This window comes from Shewanella sp. SM71, from assembly GCF_025653905.1.
GTDB classification, from domain to species: domain Bacteria; phylum Pseudomonadota; class Gammaproteobacteria; order Enterobacterales; family Shewanellaceae; genus Shewanella; species Shewanella oncorhynchi.
The window spans coordinates 42163-66008 of the sequence record NZ_JAKKRW010000020.1 but is presented as its reverse complement, the minus strand read 5'-3'; the positions used below and the strand labels follow the sequence as shown (position 1 = coordinate 66008).

Genomic DNA, 23846 nt, shown 5'->3' with positions numbered 1-23846 from the left:
GGTGGAACGCGATTGTTAACGGTAAATCTACTTAAATAAAAAGGACGTTTGCCGCAGCTAAACGTCCTTCTATTTAAATCAATGCCCTAGATTCAGGCGATTGGCATGTTATCTAGCCGACATTGGCCAGCAATGATTTGCGATAAACGACAATATCTTCAATCGTTAATACGGGTATATTGTGCTGCGCACCGAAGGCAATAATTTCGGGTAAACGCGCCATAGTGCCATCGGTGTTAGTGACTTCACACAATACGCCAGCGGCTTTTAAACCCGCGAGTTGCATTAAATCAATAGTGCCTTCAGTGTGACCACGGCGGGTCAATACCCCACCCGGTTGGGCGCGAAGTGGATACACATGGCCAGGACGAGCGAGATCACTTGGCTTAGCGCCATCGGCAATCGCCGCTTTAATGGTGGTCACGCGATCGGCGGCAGAAACCCCTGTAGTCACACCAACTTTAGCTTCAATACTCACAGTAAACGCCGTGCCGTATTGGCTCGAGTTGTTTTCCACCATAGGGGGCAACTCGAGGGCTTTGACTTTTGCATCGGGTAAACACAGGCAAACAATACCGCTACATTCACGGATGAGCATGGCCATTTGAGCGTTAGTCAGCGTCTCGGCAGCGAAAATTAAATCGCCTTCGTTTTCTCTATCTTCGTCATCGACAACTAACACACCTTGGCCTTGACGCAGGGCATTAAGACCCGCTTCAACGCGTTCGATAGCAGTACCAAAAGGAGCAAGTAAAGACTGATTCATGGTTAATATCCTTAAATAAACGACATTGGAATATCCAGAATCAGGGCGTGCAGAAATACAACGTAATCAAACCAAAAGGCTCGATTTTGCTGTAGCAATATCACTTCACTTGGGGTGAAGTTATTGCAAAACATGAGGCTAACACTGAGATACATCAGCGCGTTGCACTGAGATACCACAATGTTGTCTTACATTCTCTTCCATCCGGACTCAGCACTGTCGCCATTAAAGCAAACAGTCCATTACCGTCGGCTCTGGAATAGTCAGTTTTGCACTAGGCAAAATCTAAGGCACCAGATCTGCTGACCCCGAAAGTGATTTCGGGCGCTCGCGGGCTTTGGGTGTCGCTCAGCAAAATAATCACTTAGTCGTTACCCATTTACCGCCGGTGGGGAGTTTCACCCCGCCCTGAGAATTTGCTTTTGAGCCATTTGCGCTCAAAAACGCGGTTATGTTGCTCTTATTTACCGCGAATGGCAACTTCTCGCGTTCAATGTTTGCGCTAGTGCACACCTGACCACTATCATACTGAACACATAAGCTAATTGACTTGCCGTCGCATTCTTCGACGGTCGTTATGGACGTCACAAGGACGTATAAATGCGCTCTCTGCTACTCACTTTAGGTATTGCTATGCTGTTATCCGCTTGTTCGACCTCCAAAGGGCAAGTACCCGCCCCGGTTGCTGAAAAAATTCCCCATGTGATGACTTTACATGGCGTAACGCGTACCGATGATTACTATTGGCTGCGTGATGATGAGCGCAAAGATCCTAAAGTGTTGGCCTATCTCAACGCTGAGAATCGTTATACCGCTGCTTATTTCAAACCATTAAAGCCATTGCAAGATGGTCTTTATAAGGAGTTAACCGAGCGTTTAGTCGCCGATGAGTCGAGCGTGCCGTACCAATGGCATCAGCACAGCTATTATCACAGATACCAAGAGGGCAGCGAATATCCGCTGATCAGCCGTAAGGGCGCCGATGGTGTTGAGCAAGTGATGCTCGATGTTAACGAGCGAGCTAAGGGCCATGAGTTTTATGGTTTAGGCGGCGCGAGTGTGAGCCCAGATGAAACCATGTTGGCCTTTGGTGAAGACGTCCTCAGCCGCCGTGTATATCACATCTATTTTAAAGACTTGGCTTCGGGCGATATGATCACCGACGTGCTTGAAAATACCGAAGGTCGCGTAGTGTGGGCGAACGACAACAAGCATGTGTTCTATATCGCCAAAGATCTAAAAACCTTGCTGGGCTATCAAGTGTATCGCCACGAGCTGGGCACTAAGCAATCGAGCGATGTCTTAGTGTATGAAGAACAAGACGATTCATTTTATATTTCACTGGGCAAAACCTTAGATGAGTCGCAAATTGTGTTGTTCCAAGAAAGCACCACGACGAGTGAAGTGTCTATTCTCGATGCCAGCGAGCCTTTAGGTTTATTCAAGCCAGTGTTAGCGCGGGAAGAAGGTCACGAATACAGTGTGTCTAAGCTGGGTGATACTTATTACATTCTCACCAACTGGCAGGCGACTAACTTCCGTTTGATGAAAGTCGCCATTAAAGATGCGGCGGACAAATCTAAGTGGCAAGAAGTGGTTGCGCATAATCCCAATGCCCGAATCGAAGACGAGTTGGTGCTCAAGGATTATCTGATTATTCAAATCCGCGAAAACGGCTTGAGCCGGATTAAAGTGATGCCGCTCAATGGTCAAAAGCCCTTCGAGTTGAGCTTTGATGAGCCTGCTTATGTGATGGGTTTAGAGATCAATTCCCAGCAAGACAGCAATAAGTTACGCATTTTTTACTCCAGCCTAACGACGCCAGAAGCCGTATACGAATATTCACTGGTGAATCCCGATAGACGTGATTTATTAAAACAAGATCAAGTCTTAGGCGGCTTCGATGCCAGCCAGTATCGTGCCGAACGGATATTTGTGACGGCCCGCGATGGTGCGAAAGTGCCCGTCTCTTTGGTGTATCGCAAAGATAAATTCAAGAAAGATGGTACTAACCCTCTGTATCAATACGGTTATGGATCTTACGGTTACACAGTAGAACCCGATTTTTCTTCATCTGTTATTAGTTTGCTCGACCGCGGTTTTGTGTATGCCATTGCCCATGTACGCGGCTCAGAAATGCTCGGCCGTCCTTGGTATGACAATGGTAAGCTGTTGAATAAGCAGAATACCTTCAATGATTTTATTGACGTAACAACGGCATTAACGGCGCAAGGTTATGGCGACAAAAACAAGATCGTCGCTTCTGGTGGCAGCGCGGGTGGTTTGCTAATGGGCGCGATTGCTAACCAAGCTCCGGATAAGTATTTCGCCCTTGCAGCCCATGTACCTTTTGTTGATGTGGTGACGACTATGCTGGACGAGTCGATTCCGTTGACGACCAATGAGTATGACGAGTGGGGCAATCCGAACGAGAAAGCCTATTTCGATTACATGCTGAGTTACTCGCCCTACGACAATGTCACCGAGCAAGAATACCCACACATGCTAGTGACGACTGGTTTGCATGATTCCCAAGTGCAGTATTTTGAACCCGCCAAGTGGGTCGCTAAACTGCGCGATGTACAGAATAAGTGGTACAAGATGGATGATAAGGTGTTGTTATTCAATGTGGATATGGAAGCTGGCCACGGCGGTAAGAGTGGTCGCTATCGCCAATACCAAGACACAGCCCAAGAATATGCCTTCTTCTTGAGTCTATTAGGTATGGCGAAGTAGGTCATTCGCAAGTGACTGGATCAGCCGTCAACCTAGGTAATACTGACAGAGGCGCTTTACAGCAACATGAGTCACTGGTGGCAGATACACTTGCCCCAGTGGCTAGCGCTGTCGCTACGACAGAAGATGCGCTGAATCCCGTACCATTAAATCCTGTACCTCTGAAGCCTACACCCATAAAATCAGCATCCCTCTGGTACTTGTATCTAGTCCGCTGCGCCAACGGGCATTTATACACAGGTGTCACCACCAACGTAGCGCGACGTTTTAGCGAGCATCAGTCGGGTGGCATTAAATCCGCTAAGTATCTGCGCGGTAAAGGTCCATTAACGCTGATGTATCAAGAGCAGGTTGGCAGTCACGGCGATGCACTACGCCGTGAAATTGCAGTTAAAAAGTTAAGCCGTGCTCAAAAGCTGGCGTTGATTGAGTCAGGGCGTGGATTACTAGAGCGTTAACACTGCATCATACTTGTTCTGTGACGAGGAATGATTAAGCACTGTGTCATTCCAGTGACTCGCCGTAAATATGTCCCTATAGGCTCGACGACGGCATCCATGCCGTCAACGGTCACTTCCATGTCAGTGCTTAATCTGGCTAACTGCATAGTATCCTGTTACCTAGAGCATTCTCTTAAGCCTAATGTCAGACAGAACTATCTATCTTAGTTGGCATGATCCTATTGCAATATATGATAGGTTTGTAACTCGCACATGGGATATTCTGTCTGATAGATTGTTGTGTAAGGAAAGTGATAGAAATCTGATTAATTTATTTTGATACAAATAGTTAACGATGCACGCTTTCTCTGCTCTAATGAGGTAAGCGAGCATGCACACTATTCAAAGGTTATCTTAATGGAGGTCTTTTTTATATGCATGGCGTTTGCAAATTATGTAATCAAGAAGCGAAGCTTGAGTTGAGTCATTTTATTCCAAAATTTATAGGAAAGTGGCTTAAGAAGACTTCAATTACGGGTTATTTAAGAGATGGAAATCAAGTAAGTAAACGACAGCAAGATATAGCCAAAGAATATTGGTTATGTGGAGCTTGCGAAGATTTATTTTCAACATGGGAAAGAACTTTTTCGGTTAAAATATTCCACCCTTATATGAAAAACTCGAGTTTAGTAGCAGTGTATGGAAATTGGTTGTCAAAATTTGCAGCCTCTTTGTCTTGGCGAACACTTACTTATGTTCGCAGCAAAAATAGCCATGAAACTAAACCGCAAGAATACCTAGAAATGTTGGCAAAAGCTGAAGAGGGGTTAGCCAACTTCTTACTTGGTAAATCTTCAAACTTATACGAATTTGAGCAACACATATTTCCTCTTGATGTTATTGAGTCAACAAATTTCGATAGTCTTCCAACAAACATCAATCGGTATTTCCTTCGTGCTATTGCCATGGATATTGTGGGTAACTCACAAGGCACGTACATTTATACGAAGTTACCTTCGTTTATTGTTATAGGTGTAATTAAGTCAAAGCAATCGAAACAAATGCGATCTAGCCGTGTGGCTATTAGCGGCGGAACAATATCCCCAAGACAGTATGTCTTTCCTGACGGTTTTGATGGTTATATCAGGGATGCTGCAAATAAAATATCTGAACTATACGAGCAAATCCCAGAAGAACAGCTTGCAAAGATTGAAAATTATGTGATTGATAATGTGGATAAAGTGGTAGGTTCAAAACTGTTTGAAGCTATTGTCCATGATTATGAGAGGTTTGGTCGAAAGTCATTAAGATAATAAAGCATTTAAGAGTGATTCCTAAAGCTTGGTATTTTTAGTTCAAGGTTGGGGGCTAGTGGCAATGTTGCTCATACTTGAATGCAACATTATATGTGAAGTTTATTAAGGCATTCATTGTTCAATTTGGCCACAGGTATACTCAAAGGTTAATGAGATTAAGCACTGTCATGGAAGTAACCGTTGGCGGCATGGCCGCTCTTTCACATCCATGTGATCGCGGTATTTGCACTTCTGTATGCAGCAGATGCCGCCGTCGAGCCTATAGGTGCACTTCTTGTTAAACGACAGGGCGGCGAGTCACTGGAATGGCAGTGCTTAATAGCTTAACGATTAACTTTCATAATAAATCAAATGGTTAAGCTTTAGTCGTCACCAAAGACTGGTCTGCATTGGGGTTAGAGAAGTAGAAATTGAGAGTTAAAAAAATGCCACTGGCCGGTTTATTGCCGGATTTATTATTGGGGTGAGTCGATTTTTTCTTCTGCTGAGCGATAAGTTTGTCTGCTATTGGTATTCTGAACTCCATTCAACAGCTTAAGAATGCCACTTACACAGATCTTTTCGCGCTCTCGAACTACATGTCCGGCCTTTTTCTATGCTTAATTTACAATCCCTGGTAGGGCTTCTCTTAAAAGTTCCAACTCCTTTTTGTTTGCTTTAATCCAAAGTTTTTTCAAGTTTGGTATCGAAGCCAAGATTTCTACTGTCTCTTTAGTTTTAATTACATTTGTTTCAACAAGATACAACGCAAAAATATTTTTATTTCCACGCAACTCGTCAATACTGGACAACTGTGGGTTTCCACTGAGGTCTAAAATTTTTACGCTGTCCAGCGTTGAAATGATAGAACCAAAATCTAACTTTTGACATTTATTTAAAGATAAGTAGCTTAAATTCTGGGTGTTTCCGGTAATTTCAGAGAGTTTGCTTGCATGGGACACACTTAATGATTCAACTGAGTCTGAGCATAAATTAATTGACTCTAATGAACGAACAATGGAGCAGTTTAATGAAATTGCGACATCAACTTTTAGATTAATAACTTTGGAGTTGAATATATTTACATGCTTAATCCCGTCAACCAATTCAGATGATTCATTTTGCTCAACATAACCTTTCCGAATGAATGCCATTATGGCTTTCCAATCATCTCGCTGCCACTCAGTGTTATATACATAATCCAATATTGGTAATATAGAATCGAAGGTAGGTAATGAATTTTCCCATCTCTGCCATTCTGAAACATTTTCTGGTGCTAACTTTATATATTTCTTAAAAGATGAAATGTCCATATTATCACTTAATTAAAATTGGGTTGTCGAATTCAGAACGTTGATCTCTTCCGGTATATTTTTGCATTTCTTTTGAGAAGCGGCTCTAAATTCTGATGATTTATTCTGTCACGCTATCCCTTTACTCACTCTTATTTGAGCTGACTAAAGCTTTAAAGCGAAGGTCACTCTTGCTCAGAGGGGTAAGTGCCTCGGCTTGGGTGAGATATTGCATAGTGATGTGGATAGCATCTTGATGGTGACTAAATTCCCTAAAAATACGCTTTGCAATCAGCAGATTTAATTGATGTGTAGCTAATGAGGCATGCTCATGCTTTATCTGTAAAATAACATCTTCTAGGGAGATAGGGGGAATTTCTTCCAAGGTTATAAGAAAGGCTTTTGCGACAGTCCTGGCGTGTGATAAATAGTCTGAGTGCGCATCTAAGGCGTAAATATGCTTGAAAATGTGTTTGGCTAGGGCTTTATTGCCGTTGCGATAAAAAGATTCGCCATCAAAACAAATATCCCCTAGTCCTTCCATTATCTGTCTAGGGTTATCCGATAGAGAAAGCGCTTCAATTTCTTTTTGGTATTCCGAAAACTGATCCATATTCTCGACCTTACTGGCAATACAGTGTGACTTTTCGACTATTGAAGTGGGAAGGCTGACAATCTTAGCAAATCCACAAGGTTAAAGCGTAACGGTCTGAATAAAATCAACATCATTTCTGCAAACTCAAGCTTAATTTCGGTATAAAAAAATGCCACTACAAGGGGTTAGTGGCATAAATGCATAAGTCGGGCATACGCTTAAAAGGGTGGGTAGAAGACTGACATCTTGGCTGGGAACCGTTGCAACATCAGCCTCTACGCCGGGAAGTGGGTAAAACCTTTGGGAGTAGAGTGGTAAAACGGCGCGTTATTGCATGCTTACTGGGCCGTCGATTTTGTTAAATGTCACATCGCCAGAACCTGCCGCAAGAATCGTTAATCCCTTAGTGTTAAAGACATTAATGTTGCCTGAGCCATCTGTGATGGTCACAGCACTTTGCACATTGGCGACCTCTATGTTGCCCGAGCCGTCATCAATTGCGATATTGCCGCGAATATCGGTCACCTTGATGGCACCAGCGCCATCTTCAATGGTTAGGCTGCCGTTGATTTGGCTGATTTCAATATCACCTGAGCCATCCTCTATGTTGATATTGTTACCACCGTTGATAGTGAGTTCACCCGAACCGTCTTTGACGTTCATGTCCGACGTCATCTTGTTGATCAAAATAGCCCCTGAACTGTCATCTATATCCAGTGTAAAGTTCGCAGGGACTTGCAGTTTTAGGTCTATATAGGGCGAGTCATTGTTAGAATCTGTTTGCTCAAAGTTGGCCTTGAGCTTGGCTTTATTGGCTTTTTTCTCAAGGGTGAGAATGACTTTGCTGTCATCGTTGCCGTCCTTATTGCTATAGATGTCGGCGACGAGTTTAATTTGGCTAAGGCCTTTGACACCGATAATTTCCAAACTGCCTGCGCCAGTTTCTGCAATCAGGCCTTGTAAGTCTTGGCTATCGAGTGTGAGTTCGCGTTGTTGGTGGTCTAAGTCTGGCATGCCTGCTGCGTTCACATTAAGAATGCAGCCAGTGAGCGATACCCCAGCAGTAAAAAACACTATAAAAGCGAGGGTGAATATAAATGGGCGTAGTGACATGTTAGCTTCCTTGTTTATCTGGCACTCGATTTTTTGGGTGAGTGCTGAGTCGTCTTGCGATGTGTAAGACATTGCACAGCCCATGCCAATTTTAAGTTTCATTTATAATCAATTGGTTAAGCTGAAAGTGTCCGAGGTTAACTGTGCGGACATGTCCGCTACATGGGTGATTTACTCATAGATTAGTGAAATTGCTCATTTATTAAGTTAGTTTAAGCTCCGTAAGTCACGCGGAATCAAAAATACAAAAAAGACAAGAAGGGATGCTGATGGATTATTTAACAACAAACAAAACGGCTTGGGATGCGCGCACTCGGGTACATTTAACTTCTGATTTTTATGATGTGGCGGGCTTTCTTAGTGGTAAGACTTCGCTGCGGGAAATTGAGCTAGGTGAACTCGAGGTTGCAGGTAAAAGTTTGCTGCATCTGCAATGTCATTTCGGCTTAGACACCTTGTCGTGGGCGCGAATGGGATCGAGAGTCACTGGCGTCGATTTGTCAGAGGTCGCGATTGTTGAAGCGCAAAAGCTGGCAGAACGGACACAGTTGTCCGCCGAGTTTATCTGTAGCGATGTTTACAGTGTGGCGAGCAAGGTTGAGCCTCACGATATTGTGTTTACGTCCTATGGTGCCATTGTTTGGCTGCCGGATTTAACCCTATGGGCGCAGACGGTTGCCGACTGTTTAACACCCGGCGGACAGTTTTACATGGCCGAGTTTCATCCGGCGCAGCAGTTGTTCGATGGCTATAGCTATTTTAATCGGGGTGAGCCAGACATAGAGCAGGAAGGCACATATACCGAAAATACCGGTGATGATCAGCAAACCTTAATGTGCTGGTCGCACAGTTTATCTGAAGTGATCAATGCGTTATTGCAGGCGGGCTTAGTGTTGGAGTTTTTCCACGAATTTGATTTCAGCCCCTACAACTGCTTTGAAGGGCTCGAAGCGCAAGAAGATGGTCGTTATGTGTTAACACACCAAGGGCAGAAGGTGCCCTTGGTGTATAGCATCAGCGCGCGTAAGCCCGCTTAATCACTGCCGTTTTGTAATCGCGATGATCAGCGACTACGGTAGACCGGATACTTAAGGTATTGGTTATCGTAGTAAGGGCTGCGTTCATAGAACCAGCGTAGGCGTGCCTCAGGATCGGCGGCAAACTCTGTATTAGTCAGTGCTTTGTCGAACTCAGCTTGTAGCTTAGGATCATCTTTTAGCATCTTGGCCGCCAGTGGCTCTACCGCATAATCTTCAATGTATTCAGTGCGAGTGAAGATAGGATTGAAGAAACCCCATTGCAGTAAAGAATCTGGTGATTGCGGCTCAAGCAGTAAAATCGCCAGATCACCTAGCGGTTGATCCGTACTGATTTTAATGGTGCCAGCGGGCAGAGTAGTGCTGACTTTGGTTAACTCTGACTCGGCTTTGATCGTTTGGCGGCCCTCAAAATCCTTAGTGTTAAACACGGGATTGCTGAGAGTATATTGCTGCAATTTCAACTCGGTTGGCTTTTTGAGCGTGGTCATGCGAATGCCATGCACGTTAAGACGATCAATCACTTGAGTCCATTGAGCGGGAATATAGTAAGCACTCGGACGAGTAACCTTAATGTCGGGCACTGTTTCAGCCATCACAGGCAAGTTAGGGTAAAGCTTAGGTTCACCTGTCCAGCGCACAACTTCAGCGCCACTGATGGGGCTCTTTTCAAGTTGATAATCTATGCCTTTAAAATCCCAGCCTTTTTCTAATGGTGCTAATTTCCAAGTAAGGGTGATTAGCGGTGAGGTGCGGTATTTATCTTCTTGAATCGCACTCTTAAGTTTCGTCGCCTGTTCACCCACGGTTTTGAGGGTTTGCGCTAACATCACATAAGTGCCGAGCACCCTTTGCTTAAAGGGCTTTAGGCTGTGGTTTTCAACCAGAATGGTGGGCAAATGGCGAGCATCGCCATAACCGTTAGAGAAGCGCGGGCTTGGATTCCACAGCGACATGCCTTTGTTAATATCGGCGTTATCCACGGCAAAAATCAGTGCGCCGGGAATATGGCCTTGTTCCGTTAATGCGGCTTCAACCGCAGGTCTGTAGCTGTTTTCGAGCCAGCGGTAGCTCGCAGGGCTTAAGCCTTGGGCAAGGTTATAACCAAAGGTAACATCGTATTGATAGTCGATGCCGTCGGTAACATGGACATCGATATACAGATCCGGTTGCCATACGTTGATTGCGCGCAGCATGTGCTGCATTTCTAAGCTGTCGGCCTTAGCATAATCGCGGTTAAGGTTGAGATTATTAGCCGTAGTGCGCCAGCCCATATTCACAGGGCCACGTTGATTTACACGATTAAATTCGCCGCTGCGCTCATGGGCATCAACACTAAAAATAGGCACAAACAAGAGGTTAGCTTTATCGAGCAGGGCACTTTTATCGCCTTGGATAATGTCACGTAGTAGCATCATGCCGGCATCCTTACCGTCGATTTCTCCTGCATGAATTCCCGCCTGCACTAGCACTGTCGGCTTAGTGTTTTGTTTGAGGCGTGCCGATTCATTAATGCCTTCGCTGCTGGCGATATACATCCAAATATCGCGCCCTTGTGGGCTCTTACCTAAGCTCACCTTTTGTAATTTATCTGTCTCGCCCGCGAGTTTGTCGAGCCAAGCGATAGTGGCATCGTAGCTTGGACTTTCAATACCGCCACTTTGCTCAAAGGGAGTCGCCCACTCGCTATCAACACTTAACATGAGCGATTCGCTGGCGCCATGCCAAGTGATGCTGGGCGGTAAAATCGCATCGTTGACAAAGGTGTTGGCTCGTTCAGGAATGGGCGCTGGTTGTGCTTCTGGCGCCGTAACTGTGGTATCGGCAAGTACATTAGTCGCAGTTTCAGTTGCTTGGCTATTCGCTGCTGGACTTGCATCCTGTGACGTTGTGATTACTGGGGAGCCAACTGCCAATGTTTCTGTGGTAGAGGCTTGCGCCATCGTGGCTGCCGGAGTTGTTTGGGCTGTGGTTTTCGCATCATTGGCAAAAGCATTCCCAGGGTACAGATTGCCCGTAGAGAGACAGGCAATGGCGATAACGGAGAAAGAAAACAAGCGCATGAAAAGAGTCCATCTATCGAATTTTTATTAGGACGGTATCTTTTCATTAAACGCCCCGTTAACGCAAGGGCGGCTAAGGGTTATCCGGCATTTCTGACATGGATTTAAGCACTAAGCGGAATGGGAAAATCGACTAAGCCGTTTTGTTGGGCGTTATCTGAGAAGCTGGCCGCTTGTGATAGGCAATGTCGATAATGGCAATGTCTTTATAAAGTGCTTCGACGGCAATCGCGAGCTGATAAATCAGCCAGCTATAACCTGTGAGTGCAAATCCCTGCGGCACTTGGTCGTTTACGGCTGTCACTGGATCAGCGGTTGATGCTTGAGTGGCTGCGACTAGGGCAAGCTGGAGTCTGTGTTGTAATTCTTGATCTAAGCATTCTGGTAGTGTCGGTAATTGTTGAGCTTTACCCGCTACAAATTCTGCAAGTTGTTGCAAATAGAAGGCAAGCTCAGAGGCAACCGCATTAATCTGCAGATAGGCGTCTTTGTCTTCTTCCTGCCAGCGGGTTAAGGGTAAGAGTTCGAGTAAGGTGATTAAGCGCACTTGTTTATTGGCTAACTGCGACAGTAGCACTTTGTGTTTTTTGAGGGTTTGACTTTCCCATTCCAAGGAGAAAAACAGTTTCTTTTGAGTGAGTACGGCCTTCATCGCAGCCTCTAGTCTAGCGCGAAAATCGAGCTCATGATTGGCGGGCGCCTTAAGATGCTCGGCTAATACTTCGGCCATATTGTCGATGGCATGGGTGAGTTGGGAGCGCCAATCTTGTTTAGCTTTAATCGGGAAAATGAACAGTGAGACCAAAATAGCAATCACGCAGCCGGAGAGGATGTTGGCCGTGCGCCATAGTGCCTCAGAGGTGTCATGGTTGGCGTCGCCGACCACGATTATGATGGTAAATCCAGCCACTAAATAGGCATAGCTGTAACGTCCGGCCGAGATAAAACAAATCAAGCTAACGGCTAAGATCAGCAGGCTCATGATTAGCCAATAACTGTCCACAGTGGCAACTAACATCACCCCATAAGCTGAGCCTAAACAAGTGCCTATCGCCCTTTGTAGCGACTTTTCAATCGCGCCGCCTACTTGAGGTAAGCTCATCATAATGATCACTATCGTGACCATGCTCCAAATAAAATGCGGTGGCGCCCAAATGGCATTAATAGTGACAGCAACGAGTAAGGCTAGCCCGAGCTTTAGGGCGTGGATTGAGCGGAAATGGCGATAGATAAAGTCGGCAAAGTGTGTGGCTGGGGCAAATACAGACATAGGGCAAAATTCCTTTGAGCTAACTTAGCGATGTTAATCTGGTGGCAGTATCGCAGAAAAACCGTGTCACTTGCGGCCATAGCGCCATAAAGAAATGTAAATTGCGAAATCTAGCAAATTGAGCTTAGTGGATGGCGCGGGAGAGATCACATTAACACTCAGATTAAATAGACTTAACTGATGCGTGTAGAGGCAGGCCATTATACCGTGCTGCAGATATAAAAAAGGCTTGAATAAGCGTTGCCTATTCAAGCCGATATTCAAAGTGTTTGAGTTAGCTTAAGCTGCGCTCACTATCCGCTTTAACGTCAACTTCTGTGTATTTATCCATAATCAAGGCACAAGCCGCATCGCCAGTGATATTGAGTGCGGTACGGATCATGTCAAAAACCCTGTCTAACGCAAACAGCAAAGGTAAACCATCGATAGGAATTCCCGCAGCTAACAGCACTGCCACTACTAAGAAGGATGGACCTGGCACACCTGCTTGACCAATTGCGCCTAAGGTTGAGGTGAAAATGATGGCCGCATAGGCTGTCATCGATAGATCAACGTTATACATTTGGGCGAAGAACATGGCCACTAAACCATAATAAATCGCGTTGCCGCTCATATTAATGGTGGCGCCTAACGGCAGTACAAAAGCCGTGGTTGCCTTAGAGACTTTAAGATCTTCCTCGCAGGTTTCCATATTCACTGGCAGAGTCGCCATTGAAGAGGCGGTCGATAATGCCATCACCTGCGGCTTCTTCATTGCCGAAATAAATTGGCGCGCAGACACTCTTGAGAAGAGTTGTACCACTAATGGGAAGAAGATAAAGCCGTAGATCAGAATCGCGGCAACAAACACGGCGAATAACTTAAACACGACTTCTAGTGCATCAAAACCGAAGGTGCCGACAGAATCGGCCATCAAACCAAATACACCGATAGGGGCAATGATCATCACGCAGTTGATCATCCACACAAAGGCATCAACGACTGTGTTGAGTGCGGCCAAAATAGGTTTAGCACCATCGCCTTTAACTTTAGTCAGTGCGATGCCGAAGAAGATACTAAAGACTAAGATTTGTAATATGTTACCGCCGTTCAGCGACTCGAACACATTGGTTGGGATCATGCCGATAAAGGTATCCATTACCCCTGGTAATGCGCCATGTTCCTTGGTTACTTCCATCAAGTCTGTGCTGCTGTGGGCGGTAAAATCAACGCCTGCACCCGGTTGGAACAGATTACCCATCAAGAGTGCAAGCACAACGGCAAAGCCCGACGTGACAATAAAAAAGCCGAAAGTGCCAATGCCAATCTTACCCGCCGATGGGCTATCGCCTAAGCTCGCTGCTCCGCTGATGATAGAAACCAATACCAGTGGTATCACTAGCATTTTGATTAAATGGATGAAAATGGTTCCGAGTGGTGCAAACACACTTGCACTCTCGCCCATCATAAAACCCACCAGTGCACCGATAATCATGGCAATAACCACTTGCACACCAATGTTACCTAATAAACTCTTGCTCTTCATTCTTGCGAAACTCCCCAGTTGCCGCAGCATTTTGTGTCATGCACAGACGATTTGAACCTAGACGACTCAAGGCTTAGTGATTAAGGCTTAATCTAGGCTAAAGGTTCACTCTATGTTAAAGGCAAATGCCCGACATTTTTGACCGAGTAAAGTACCACAATTGCATAGCAGGGGATTGTGAAACATCACTAACCTTGGTTTCAAAATAACCAAAGTCTAAATCACGTTAACGTTAAATGAGGAATGCTTAAATTTATGCACTTAAAAATGAATAAAGCTTATTTTATTGTGGGTTTTTAACTTCTGGATTGATGAATTGTGATTTTGCGTTAGGTTGCAGAGTCGCGTTGGGTAGATATAACGACTGTTGAAAGTATCAATTTTAACCTTTGCGTAGTTTTTTCTGTGGTATACAACCCGTTTTTTCCATTATTTATGGATGAACTGACTGCAAGTGATTGGAAGAAGCAGATTAACTCAAAGCCATAGACTTATATTTTTTAAGCAAGTTAACATGTCACTCTGACGTTAATATGAAGGAGACATTGGTGGATATAGGATCATTCCTTGGCGAATCAGAGCCGTTAAAAAACTGGATTAATAAGTGTATTACTCAGCGAGGCTTACAATATTGGCTCGTTTATCAAGATACTGCGGAAAATGAAATTCTCCAACTGACCACGCGGCTACTGCCAATTGTCGATGATATGAGGGATTGGTCTAATGAAGAAATCGATGAGTTTGAAGATAGTCTGATAAACAATGGTTATTGCTATCTGCTCAATATGGATCAAATCGAGGATGTAATCGATAATATTAAGCAGCAAAAAGCTCAGCCCAGTGAACAGGAACTACTTGAAGCTATTATCTTTTACTATGAGCGAGATGCGTTTATAAGCCTTTAATCGGTGCTAATTTGCTTGATGGCGCTATGGGTGACGAGTCGCCCCTACGTTACCTTGGCGCTTAGCCACTTAAGATGAGCCCAGATAAACGCCCCGAAATGTCACTTCAGGGGCGCGGATGGATTAAGGTTTACTTTGCTAAGGACTTAAAGTGGTTGTACAGCGTATTGCTGAAACTGCTGTCGTAGGTGAAGCGATAAAACTGTTTATTTACTGATGTATCAAAAGCCTTGTTTAGCTCAACTTCGGTCAGCAAGTAAGGGCTGACTAGGTAGTAGTGTGCACTAACCATTTCGCGCTCAATAGGGTCTTCAACTATTTGAGTTATGGTCAACAGCTGCTCATTACTTGGACTGGTACTAATGCCCCATTCATATTGCGCTTCGGGTTGGCCGAAACTATCGAGAAGAGTGAACTTATTGGGCGTATCTTGAATATACCCGTCAGGGTAAGCGTACGACCAGAAGAGTTGCACTAGCAGCTTAGAGTACATCTGACTTGCTGTTGCAACATCAGTTTCATGTTTGATGGGAGCTTCATTGCGGCAAATCACATCGGCAACTTGCTTAAGATCCATACGATATATCTGTGCAGGCCAAGCGAGTGGCGCCAGTTTAAGATCCGCAGGGAGGTTCACTAGCAAATCTTGCCAGTCAGCGGCACTGTTTTGGTACTTCTGAAAATTCATTTGGATTTCGACATCAGTGCCAGCGTAGACGGTTTTTAATAGGTTGCCCTCGATGATCGGCTCTTTACTGGCATAACCTTGATCGTTACGTGTGGAATTAATCCATTTTTGCATCGGCTCATTCCAACATTCGGTTTCAGTATCCTCTTGAGATGTTTTTTCGATGAGCATAGCGACTTTACCTGAGATTACGCCAGTAAGGCTTTGCTTATCAACACCATAATCCAAGGTGATAAAATGACTGTTGCGTACGGTTTGTATACTGAGTACGTGTAATTCGCCTGCTTGATTGTGCATACTGCTATACACATTATCCCAGTCAACACTGTTCATGGCTTTGTCATCAACCGGCGCTTCCATATAACCGAAGGACACTAAGGTGCTTTCCACCTTATTAGTGACGGCAACAGGATTGGTTTGCAGATAAGCATCAGTGCCAAATCCATACCCTAGGATTAAATTCTCGAAGGCTTCAAATGCGGCGATTAACACTTCGATGGCTGCCAAAATTTCCACTGTGCGCTCATTGGTGAGATTTAGCAGATAATCGTGTAACAGCAGCGTGTCGATAAATGTCGGTTGCAGGGTGATTTCGGGCGAAAGACTAAATAAATCGGCTTCAACTTGTTTAAATCCACTGGCGTATAAGGTTTTTAGTTTTGCTCGGAACTCAATCACTTGCTGTGGCGTTAAGTCGGCCTCAATCATCTTGCGATAGCGTGAAAATTCAATATTAGTCAGCGCATTGATATGACCCGCATGATCGGGCAGGGCAACGATATTCATGCCGCCAGTGGTGGCGTTGGTGTTAGCTGCGGCGGAGCTCATCGCCAATGCTGAGCGTGCAGATGACGCCGCGTTATCAATCCAATTGGCCAACAGGTAATAGTTAGGTTTTTCGGTCTCGCTTTTCCAATCTATTTGATATTTACCATCGGTATCCGTCGTTGTGCTAGGTTCGCCCTCAGAGCAGCTTAAATCCTGGTTAAGATCGACGCACACGTTGGCCCCCGCGATAGCGCCGATATAAGTGACCTGACCTGTGACTTTATGTGCGTATTCTGTGGGTGGCGTCGGCTCTGGGATCGGTGTTGTATCATCTTTATCGTCCGAGCCAGAACATGCCGTCAGCAAACTGGTGGCGATAAGCAAAGAGAGCAGTTTAGGTTTAAACATCTTGTATCCTTACGTGAATATACTCGGCAACTTCCATCGCCATTATTTAAGCTGTGTCTATTTTATTTTAATATGAATCAATATCTTGGAGCGTTTTTCTATTGTTCAAATGTGATTAGCTTTACATTGGGTACGATGACGGGGTAGGCAATAGCGGATAGTAATTGAGAACGCTTTTGATGAGACGTTTACCATTTTTTAGAGAAATCCCTTTCGCTACGACTTAACATCCAATCCTGTAATTAACTCAGGCGACTGTTGTGCTAGTGTTAATTGCTTGTGTATTTTCCTTTCTGTTTAAAAATCAAACAAGTATGCAAAAGTATGAAAGGTGCATACTTAGCTTGAAGATTTTAATGAGAGACTTGAGCTGGTTAGATCGCACATTCCAGCATTAACAGCGGTATGCCATTGGTTTCTGCTTGTTGCATACGTTCTGCCATTTCTGTTGGACTCAGTCCAGGATGGATAGGAATAAGCTTTTTTGATGCCAATAATGTTTTGAGTTCAGCGCAATTCACTGTTTTGTCAATGCTGATGGTCTGGACGTTAAGTTCGATTAAGCTTGGCCAATTATTTGAGCTAATGCGGCTGAGGAACAGGCTATCGAGTTTTATGTTTTTACCCGAAAAGTCAGTGACCTTCATATCGGTCAGCATTAAGGTTTTAAGATTATTACTGTTCAGATTACCGAGTGTGCTGAGCGTGCCACCTTTTAAGCTTAGGGTGTCGAGATTGTTAAAGGCGCTGAGATCTTGCAACGTCACTATGTCTGTGGGGTTAAATTGGCAGTTAAGCAGACTGAGTTCTTGGCTCTGCTGAATAGTGAAGAGTTTAGTTTGTTTTTGGATGCAGTCATTAAGTGGCATATTACTGAATTTAACGGCGGATATCGGTTGTGAAATTTCAGTAGCGAGCTCCGTTTCAGGCTCATCAGACTCGCTATTGTCTGGCCCAATATCCTCTTCGAGGGCTTGTTCATCTCCCATATCATCGAGTATTGGCGCATCATCTTTAGCCATTTCATCTGCCATATTTTGTGATGCAGTTGGGTGGGGCAAGCCCTGTTTAGCAGCAAATGCATTGATCAAGGCGTTGGCTATTGCATCCCCTTTCTCGCCTGTGAGTCCATCGACAATAGCTGGTGTATCATCGCCTAAAACACAGAGCCGAAATCGATGAAACAGACTCGTTAAGGTGTTTACCCGTGCCTGATTAATATTCATGTCCATTAAGGTTGGAAAAGCGTCGCCTAGGTTTTGGAGTTTAGGGTAAGTGTTGAGCCTATCCACATAGGCGTTGAGCTCTTTGATTTGTGTTCTGAAATCTGCCACAAGTTCTGGTTGATGGCATTGACTCGCATGCGGAACTTGCTGCTGTAATTCTTTAAAATACCTAAGGTACTCATTCGCTAACGTAAGCTGTTGCTTTGCCTTAATCGCCAGACGTTGAGGAATGCCTTCCCTTATAACGGCAAGTGCATCGCCTTGATGACGATCTAACGCATCGTCAATTTTGTCCTCAGGCGCTGTTTCCCCTAATGCAATGGCTTGCTCTATGAGTGGTACTGTTTGGCTGTCAAAAGTCGCCAAAGCCTGATCTCTATCCTGTGCGGCGCTAGCAGGAAAAATACTGCAGGCAAGTAAACTACACAGTGCAATAATTCTTATCTTTTCCATAAGTATCAATATCCGTTTAGCTTCAATTTTCAGATTATTTTAAAACATACATAGTAGGTTCCAGTTAGCTAAGCAGGGGAACATTGCAAAATGTTGATAATTGCTTACCTATCGCCTGTATTTGGTGCAAGTCACCATATTGAAATTTCAATGGTTCAATTTGAGTATCCATCACTATCAACAAATCATACCCATGGGGCTGGCCGAGACGTTGCCGTATTTGAAATGCTGCGATGTGGTTGATGGGGATGACTTGTTGAGTTAGCAGATAGAGCGAACTGACTTTAGTGGTGATCAGTTGTCGTTCGAGATCAATCTGAATACGCCTTCGAGCAAATAGCAGATGCCAACTAAGAAGTGCAATGAATGACCAGATAATCACTTCGCCATAGGACCAATGTTCAAAACCTAGTGCGTTAAATAAGGTGATTGAAGCGACTAGGCTTGCAAAAATCCAGCGCCCAATGCTTTGTGCTCGAGTTTTAGCCATGATTGCTATGGTCGGTGAGAGTTGTTTAAAGTGCATCGCTATAGGCTTCCAATAAACTTCATCGCAAAGCCAAACACCATAATAAATGGCAGCGGATAAAACAGTTTAAGTATTAATTTGGGGTGCCAAAGTGGTTCGATATCTGCCGAAGGCGGACGATGAGTAGGATTGTCATTCTCTTTAGCGTCAATCGCTTGTGCGCTATATCCATCGACCGTGTTGATGGTGTCGACCTCTTGCACTAGCGGTTTATTCTGATCATTTAGCGAGAGTGACGCGATAAGTGGTTCATTCGATGAGAGTATGTCTAGCTCACGGATATTGGGAAATTGGGTGATTTGCTCTTTGGCAGGAAGATTAAATGTCTGTACAAAGAACATCATAGCTTGAGTGGTATCGGTTAAACTGCCGATGGAGTACACAAGATTATGCAACTTAAGCTCATATTGGTTTCTGTTGTAACTATCGTGGCGCAATAGTAACTCAGTAGATTTCAGTGGTGCTAGGTAGGCTTTTTCGAAGTGATACCCCAAAAATTGTGATTGTACAAAGCGTTGCTGACTTGGATTATCGAGCACTAAATGCTGCTTGAGCGCCCAGAGAATGAGCACTACAGGTAGCAACAATGCCACCATAAACTGGTAAAAAGTCTGCTCACCGCCGTCGAGGGTGATCGTCATGATAAGAGATGCCGAAAGTGGCAATAGTCCCAATAATGCTAACCCTCGACGAACATAATGGCTCTTAGTTGCAAGGCGAAGCTGTTCAGGTAATCCATCAGGATTGATAAATCTTTGAGCTTTTTTAGATAATTGCGAATACTGCATCACTACCTTGCCTTTATGTCGTTGTCTGTTTTAGGTCACTTACGGCAATTTGGAGAGGAACCAACCTTTTGGTGCTTCGACAAATTTGCAACTGACCGAGGCTTGATTATTGGGGCTGGTGATCAGCAGTTTAACTCTTGCTTCTTGGATAGCGCCTTTTTGCCGTTTAAATTCGTCTGCTGTGCTATAGCTCACTCCTTTGGGAGTAATTTCATCCATGGTTCGGTCAACATACCAGCGCTTGTGGGAGCGTTGCAAAATCTCGCCAGCATATTCCTGTTCTTTTTGAGTTGGTGCGTATGGCATAAGAGCGATAAAAGCCGCTAGGTCTTGGGTCTTAATAAAATCGAAAGTACCTAAGCAGCGTTGGGTTAATTCATCGTCTAATTTTTGATTTACTGCTTGCACACATAGCGGCATAAATAAAAGGACGATTATGGATAGAGTTCGGGCGGAGTGGGTTAGTCGCAAAATAAACGTCCTGGTGATGAAAGTGAATCTCGGCTAACAGACAGGCTAAGCGATTGACATCTAATATGTTGTTAGCCTGTTTTTTTCGTCAGTTATTTTTGCGTGTAGAGTTCATCATCACAATCACGCTAAAGTATTAACTTGTTTCTGATTTGTTATTTGATACTGCATTTAGTGTTAACTTGCTCACCAGTATTTCTATGGAGGGTAAATATTAATGCGTGTTTTCAGTTCAGGTTGCTTAGTGGGTTTATTGGCGTTATCAATGGGTACTTTTACGTCGTTGCCGTTACAGGCGGCCGATGAGGAATTATTTACACTGTTTCCTACGGCAAAGTTAAAAGAAGAGCTGACTCGCCACTATGTTGAGTATCCTTTTATTATCAGCGTTGGCGAGAGTAGAGCGGACTTTAGCTTTAAGCCGATATTTGGCCAGTTACAGCAGCAAACATACGAATTAGCACCTGAATATAGTCCTAACCATATACTCGATAATTATCGGGCTCAATTGAAAAAGCTTGGCGGTGAAGTATTATTCGAGTGTCGTCTTGAAACGTGCGGTAATACTCGGATATTGCGAGAGAATATTGCCTTGTTGGATGGCGTGATTGGTGTCGATAATGGTTATTTATTCGCTCGAGTTAAGCATGAGCAGAAAGAGTTTTATACTGCGGTACAAACTGCAAGCACGACTAATTCTTATGCAACTATCCATATCACGACCTTAGAAGTTGTGCCTGAACCTTTAGGTTTAGTCACTGCTAATGCGGCATTTTTACAACAAGCACCTAAGCAGATTGAGTTTAATGACAATGTACAAAAGGACACTGAAGGTGCTGAAGATCATCCGTTGCTAAGTCGCTTAAAGGGCGCTGTGATTCATGAATTTAAACGTCAGGGTTTTGCTAGCACAGCTTTCGTATCTGCTATGGATGCTGCCAACAAACCTGTGGTGGTGGAGCGTGCAGGTAAGCTGACTCAGAATGGTTATCAGTTGCCAAAGGAATACTCAAGTTATGAGGTGTTTAGCAACTATAAAGCAGCGCTGACTAAACTCGGCTTCGAGGCGCAATTTGAGTGTAAGGGAGAGGCCTGTGGCCCTGAAAGAAAATTTGTCGAGGCAATTGATTCTTTAGTCAATATTGGTAATGAAGAGAGCCAGTTTTATGGCTGGTATACCTTAACTCGCCCCGAGGGCAATGTGCATGTAAGTACTTATACCATTGGCTTTATTGGCGGCTTATGGACAGAGTTACGGGTATTGGAAGAAACTCAACTTAAGGATGACCGTGTCGGTATCAACCTTGCGGCTTTGACTGATCAAATTGAAGCTAAAGGACATGTCACCCTAGAAGGGCTGTTATTTGAGTACGATAGCGACAAGTTATTACCAGAAGCTCTGCCCGTTGTGGAAGTGCTGGCGAGTTATTTAAGCGCTAACCCAAGCCGCGCATTTTATGTGGTTGGCCACACTGATGACAAAGGCAACCAAGCTTATAACCAAGGTTTGTCACAACGTCGTGCTGTTGCAGTCGTCAAGTTGCTTACCGCAAGTCATGGTATTAAAACTCAACAGCTTGAAGCTGTGGGTATTGGCGAGCATGCGCCCATTGCCAGCAATAATGATGAGGCGGGGCAACAACAGAATCGTCGAGTAGAGTTAGTGCTGAGATCGGATACTAAGTAAACACAATAGCTTGATTCAATAGATATAAAAATGGCGCTCACAGTTAACTAAGTGGGCGCCATTTTTGTTTATCTGTGATCGCTCAGCCGAAAATCTCAGCCAAGCGATATTCACACTAAGATAGTGCCGGGAAGGAGAGCGAGCTGCCAATCCCTAGAGGCAAGCCTAAGGCCCAATATGCCAGTAAGAAACCGCTCCAAAGTAAAAGAAAACTGATTGAAAACGGTAACATCAGTGCCACTAAGGTGCCGATGCCTGATTCCTTAACGTATTTTTGGCAAAACACCACAATTAACGGAAAGTAAGGCATCAGTGGGGTGATGATATTAGTGGATGAGTCGCCCACTCGGTAAGCGGCTTGAGTCAAATCCGGTGATACACCCAGCTCCATTAACATGGGCACCATAATGGCACCAATCAATGCCCATTTGGCTGAAGCGGAACCCACTAATAGATTGACGAACGCCGTGAGAAACACAATTCCCACCAAAGTCACACCCATAGGAAGGGCTAATTCCTTTAACGCCAACGCGCCTTTAATGGCCATTAACGCGCCTAAATTAGATTGACCAAAAGCATAAATAAACTGGGCGCAGAAGAAGGCCATCACGATGTAATAACCCATGCCGCTCATGGATTTGCTCATGCCTTGAATAATGGCTCTGTGGTTGTTTGCCGTGCCAGCGGCATAGCCATACACTATGCCGGGCACGAGGAAGAACACAAAAATAATCGCCACAATGGAGCGCATTAAGGGGGCTGAAGCACTGGTTAAGGCGCCGTCAGTAGCACGCCAAGCAGAATGTTCACCATAGGCGGTTAATACTAATCCTAATGCACACAACAACATGGCGGCCATGGCGAATTTGAGTCCGCGGCGCTCATGGGGTTGCAGTTCATCTAGGGTTGGGAGCGTGCTGGGATCGCCATTCACCGCAGTGTTTTTTAGGCGCGGCTCGATAACTTTATCCGTTAAGAACCAGCCAACTAAGATAATTAAAATGGCAGAAGCCGAAGTAAAAAAGATGTTATTCAGTGGGTTAATCGTTAATGTGGCGGCCGCGGGATCGGCCGATAATCTTGCCGCTGCCTGAGTTAAGCCCGCTAACATAGGATCAAGGCTGGATGGCACGCCAACGGTTGCAGAAAAACCGCCGGATACGCCAGCGAAAGCGGCGGCAATACCGGCTAAGGGATGACGACCCGCGGCATAGAAGATCACCGCGCCGAGTGGGATAACGAGTACATAACCCGCATCAACCGCGACATGGCTTAGAATACCCACGGCTATCAATACCGGAGTGAGTAACATCTTGGGGGTAATAGATAAAATGGAGCGCAGCCCTGCATTAATAAAGCCAGTATGTTCAGCAACGCCTAGGCCCAGCATGGCCACAAGCACCACACCTAGCGGCGGGAAAGTGACAAAGGTCGTGACTATCGCCGAGGTAAAAGCGGTTAACGCACCACCATCAAGCATATTGACGACTTGAATCGGGTTACCAGTACGAGGGTCGATTTCATCAAAACTGACACCCGATAATCCCCAAGAGATCAACCAGACTAAGCCCAGAAACATCGCAAATAATACCGCCGGATCAGGCAGTTTATTGCCGACGACTTCGACGCCATTGAGAAATCGCTGGAATCCAGTGACAGGTTTATGATTTTCCATTTGGGTGCCGCTTCCTAAAAAATGATGATTGTTATCGGTGATTATAAAAACGCAGCATTAATTTAAGCTTGGTTTAACTAATCGATAAGAAATAAAACACATAAAAATCTATCGTA

General features: G+C 44.7%; 20 protein-coding genes and 1 riboswitch. Of the genes, 6 read left to right on the top strand and 14 right to left on the bottom strand.

What is annotated here, in order from left to right; all coding sequences use genetic code 11:
* Positions 1-112: 112 nt before the first annotated feature.
* Positions 113-766: a 3,4-dihydroxy-2-butanone-4-phosphate synthase gene (ribB, locus tag L5L97_RS17975; RefSeq protein WP_105250977.1), complete on the bottom strand. Its 654-nt coding sequence runs from the start codon at positions 764-766 to the stop codon at positions 113-115.
* Positions 767-954: 188 nt separating this feature from the next.
* A riboswitch (FMN riboswitch) is annotated at positions 955-1186 on the bottom strand.
* Between the two features lie 180 nt (positions 1187-1366).
* On the opposite strand from ribB, the gene L5L97_RS17970 reads away from it, so the two are divergent.
* Both L5L97_RS17970 and L5L97_RS17965 read left to right on the top strand, forming a co-directional pair.
* A complete protein-coding gene (locus tag L5L97_RS17970; RefSeq protein ID WP_263183209.1) occupies positions 1367-3502 on the top strand; it encodes a S9 family peptidase in 2136 nt (711 codons plus the stop codon).
* An 11-nt stretch (positions 3503-3513) separates the two neighbouring features.
* Positions 3514-3960, top strand: a complete 447-nt coding sequence (locus tag L5L97_RS17965) for a GIY-YIG nuclease family protein (protein ID WP_263183207.1) — start codon at positions 3514-3516, stop codon at positions 3958-3960.
* On the opposite strand, the gene L5L97_RS17960 is transcribed toward L5L97_RS17965, so the two are convergent.
* The gene (locus L5L97_RS17960; RefSeq protein ID WP_263183206.1) at positions 3957-4109 is read right to left on the bottom strand and encodes a hypothetical protein; all 153 of its coding nucleotides are present in this window, start codon (positions 4107-4109) and stop codon (positions 3957-3959) included. The two genes, L5L97_RS17965 and L5L97_RS17960, sit on opposite strands and share 4 nt — an antisense overlap.
* A 267-nt stretch (positions 4110-4376) precedes the next feature.
* On the opposite strand from L5L97_RS17960, the gene L5L97_RS17955 reads away from it, so the two are divergent.
* Positions 4377-5255, top strand: coding sequence for a hypothetical protein (locus L5L97_RS17955; RefSeq protein ID WP_263183204.1), 879 nt, complete (start codon positions 4377-4379; stop codon positions 5253-5255).
* A gap of 602 nt (positions 5256-5857) precedes the next feature.
* Here the strand turns inward: L5L97_RS17955 and L5L97_RS17950 are convergent.
* The 3 genes from L5L97_RS17950 to L5L97_RS17940 form a co-directional block, all read right to left on the bottom strand.
* The gene (locus tag L5L97_RS17950) at positions 5858-6550 is read right to left on the bottom strand and encodes a hypothetical protein (RefSeq protein ID WP_263183203.1); all 693 of its coding nucleotides are present in this window, start codon (positions 6548-6550) and stop codon (positions 5858-5860) included.
* 121 nt (positions 6551-6671) lie between these two features.
* Positions 6672-7142, bottom strand: a complete 471-nt coding sequence (locus L5L97_RS17945; RefSeq protein ID WP_219251733.1) for a hypothetical protein — start codon at positions 7140-7142, stop codon at positions 6672-6674.
* Positions 7143-7451: 309 nt separating this feature from the next.
* Positions 7452-8237, bottom strand: a complete 786-nt coding sequence (locus tag L5L97_RS17940) for a hypothetical protein (RefSeq protein WP_263183200.1) — start codon at positions 8235-8237, stop codon at positions 7452-7454.
* A 269-nt stretch (positions 8238-8506) separates the two neighbouring features.
* Here L5L97_RS17940 and L5L97_RS17935 point away from each other — a divergent pair, with 269 nt between their 5' ends.
* The gene (locus L5L97_RS17935) at positions 8507-9274 is read left to right on the top strand and encodes a class I SAM-dependent methyltransferase (protein WP_263183199.1); all 768 of its coding nucleotides are present in this window, start codon (positions 8507-8509) and stop codon (positions 9272-9274) included.
* Positions 9275-9300: 26 nt separating this feature from the next.
* Here the strand turns inward: L5L97_RS17935 and L5L97_RS17930 are convergent, their stop codons facing one another.
* From L5L97_RS17930 to L5L97_RS17920, 3 genes are all read right to left on the bottom strand, one after another.
* Entirely contained in the window at positions 9301-11337 is a 2037-nt protein-coding gene (locus L5L97_RS17930) for a M14 family metallopeptidase (RefSeq protein ID WP_263183197.1), read from the bottom strand.
* A gap of 133 nt (positions 11338-11470) precedes the next feature.
* Positions 11471-12607 (bottom strand): FUSC family protein, encoded by a 1137-nt coding sequence (locus tag L5L97_RS17925; RefSeq protein ID WP_263183195.1) that lies wholly within the window; start codon positions 12605-12607, stop codon positions 11471-11473.
* A gap of 274 nt (positions 12608-12881) precedes the next feature.
* Positions 12882-14132, bottom strand: a complete 1251-nt coding sequence (locus L5L97_RS17920; RefSeq protein WP_131525701.1) for a dicarboxylate/amino acid:cation symporter — start codon at positions 14130-14132, stop codon at positions 12882-12884.
* Between the two features lie 548 nt (positions 14133-14680).
* Between L5L97_RS17920 and L5L97_RS17915 the strand changes: the two genes are divergently transcribed.
* Positions 14681-15037 (top strand): hypothetical protein, encoded by a 357-nt coding sequence (locus L5L97_RS17915; protein ID WP_263147090.1) that lies wholly within the window; start codon positions 14681-14683, stop codon positions 15035-15037.
* A 130-nt stretch (positions 15038-15167) separates the two neighbouring features.
* On the opposite strand, the gene L5L97_RS17910 is transcribed toward L5L97_RS17915, so the two are convergent.
* From L5L97_RS17910 to L5L97_RS17890, 5 genes are all read right to left on the bottom strand, one after another.
* Positions 15168-16901 carry a hypothetical protein gene (locus tag L5L97_RS17910; RefSeq protein WP_263147086.1) on the bottom strand — a complete coding sequence of 578 codons (1734 nt, stop codon included), beginning with the start codon at positions 16899-16901 and terminating at the stop codon, positions 15168-15170.
* Positions 16902-17275: 374 nt separating this feature from the next.
* A complete protein-coding gene (locus L5L97_RS17905; RefSeq protein ID WP_263183193.1) occupies positions 17276-18580 on the bottom strand; it encodes a hypothetical protein in 1305 nt (434 codons plus the stop codon).
* A 64-nt stretch (positions 18581-18644) separates the two neighbouring features.
* Positions 18645-19106 (bottom strand): hypothetical protein, encoded by a 462-nt coding sequence (locus tag L5L97_RS17900; RefSeq protein ID WP_263147081.1) that lies wholly within the window; start codon positions 19104-19106, stop codon positions 18645-18647.
* Positions 19107-19108: 2 nt separating this feature from the next.
* Positions 19109-19897 carry a hypothetical protein gene (locus L5L97_RS17895; protein ID WP_263183191.1) on the bottom strand — a complete coding sequence of 263 codons (789 nt, stop codon included), beginning with the start codon at positions 19895-19897 and terminating at the stop codon, positions 19109-19111.
* A 39-nt stretch (positions 19898-19936) separates the two neighbouring features.
* Positions 19937-20305: a hypothetical protein gene (locus tag L5L97_RS17890; protein ID WP_263183189.1), complete on the bottom strand. Its 369-nt coding sequence runs from the start codon at positions 20303-20305 to the stop codon at positions 19937-19939.
* 280 nt (positions 20306-20585) lie between these two features.
* On the opposite strand from L5L97_RS17890, the gene L5L97_RS17885 reads away from it, so the two are divergent.
* On the top strand, positions 20586-22055 hold the full coding sequence (locus L5L97_RS17885; protein WP_263183186.1) for an OmpA family protein: 1470 nt from the start codon (positions 20586-20588) through the stop codon (positions 22053-22055).
* A gap of 115 nt (positions 22056-22170) precedes the next feature.
* Here the strand turns inward: L5L97_RS17885 and L5L97_RS17880 are convergent, their stop codons facing one another.
* The gene (locus L5L97_RS17880; RefSeq protein WP_263183184.1) at positions 22171-23730 is read right to left on the bottom strand and encodes an AbgT family transporter; all 1560 of its coding nucleotides are present in this window, start codon (positions 23728-23730) and stop codon (positions 22171-22173) included.
* Positions 23731-23846: the final 116 nt, after the last annotated feature.